General features: G+C 49.2%; 1 protein-coding gene. It reads left to right on the top strand.

Annotation, left to right across the window (positions count from 1 at the left end):
• Positions 1–74: 74 nt before the first annotated feature.
• A protein-coding gene (locus JUB14_RS27605; protein WP_374757838.1) for an IS3 family transposase occupies positions 75–1,228 on the top strand; the annotation gives its coding sequence in 2 pieces (ribosomal slippage) (positions 75–365 and positions 368–1,228; 1,152 coding nt in all).
• Positions 1,229–1,283 lie beyond the last annotated feature (55 nt).

Raw genomic sequence — 1,283 nt, forward strand, 5'->3', positions numbered from 1 at the left:
TATAATGCTCCCCAAAAACTGGACAGTAGTTTAAAGTTTAAAATCATTAACTTAGATCTACAAGATGTCCAATTATGGCCAAATCGACCCGCCGCGTCCACGACGCCAATTTCAAGACCAAGGTAGTTCTCGAAGCCCTCAAAGGTCACAAGACGCTCGCTCAACTCAGCAGCGACTACGGCATACATGCCACTCAAATCACGGCCTGGAAACAGCAGGCTCTGGAAGGCATGCCCTCGCTTTTCAATGGCAAATCGACCCCGGAGCTATCCCCTGGAGTCCGCGAGGAAATCGAAGCGCCTCTTTTTCAGCAGATCGGCCAATTGAAGGTGGAGAACGACTACCTCAAAAAAAAATTAAAGACGATTTAACAGCAGATCCGCGTGATTTGATTGAACTCAACCATTCACATCTGAGTATAACTCGACAGTGCGAGCTGCTTGGGCTGCCCAGATCGAGTTACTATTACCAGCCTGTGGGAGAATCGGCAGAGAACTTAGCCTTGATGAGACATATTGACCGCATCTTTACAGACCGCCCTGAGTTGGGCGTTCGCCGCATGCATCAGGAATTGACCGCTCCTGGCAGCGCGATAAACATTAAGCGTATACGTAGGCTGATGCGCCTGATGGGGCTGGAAGCCGTGTACCCCAAGCCCAACTTGTCAAAAGCTTCTTCGGAGCACCGTGTCTATCCCTATCTGCTGCGCGGATTGGCTGTTGAAGAGCGGAATCATGTCTGGTCCACCGATATAACGTACATTCCCATGGCGAACGGATTCCTGTACTTGTGCGCGGTCATCGACTGGCACAGCAGGTTTGTGTTGAGCTGGCGATTATCGAACACCTTATTGGTAGACTTTTGTGTCGACGCCTTGGAGGAGGCTCTCGGAAAATGGGGCAAGCCGCAAATATTCAACACTGATCAAGGAAGTCAATTCACCAGTGCGCGTTTCCTTGACCCTTTGAGAAGTGCCGAGGTCCAGATAAGCATGGACTCGAAGGGGCGAGCCCTGGACAATATCTTCGTGGAGCGCCTATGGAGGACTGTCAAGTACGAGCATGTATATTTACATGCCTATCGGGACGGACTGTCTCTGTATCGAGGTCTGGCACAGTACTTCCACTTTTACAATTATGGACGAAAGCACCAATCACTGGGCTATCAAACACCCGCTCAATGGTATGTGGAAATGAGGGAAAAAGATAATAATGCAATTTCTGAATAGAAGGACTACTTCTTAATTTGATGCCAAATCTGTCCAACAGTTGGGGAGCACCATA

The organism is Telluribacter humicola (assembly GCF_017355935.1).
GTDB classification, from domain to species: Bacteria; Bacteroidota; Bacteroidia; order Cytophagales; family Spirosomataceae; genus Telluribacter; species Telluribacter humicola.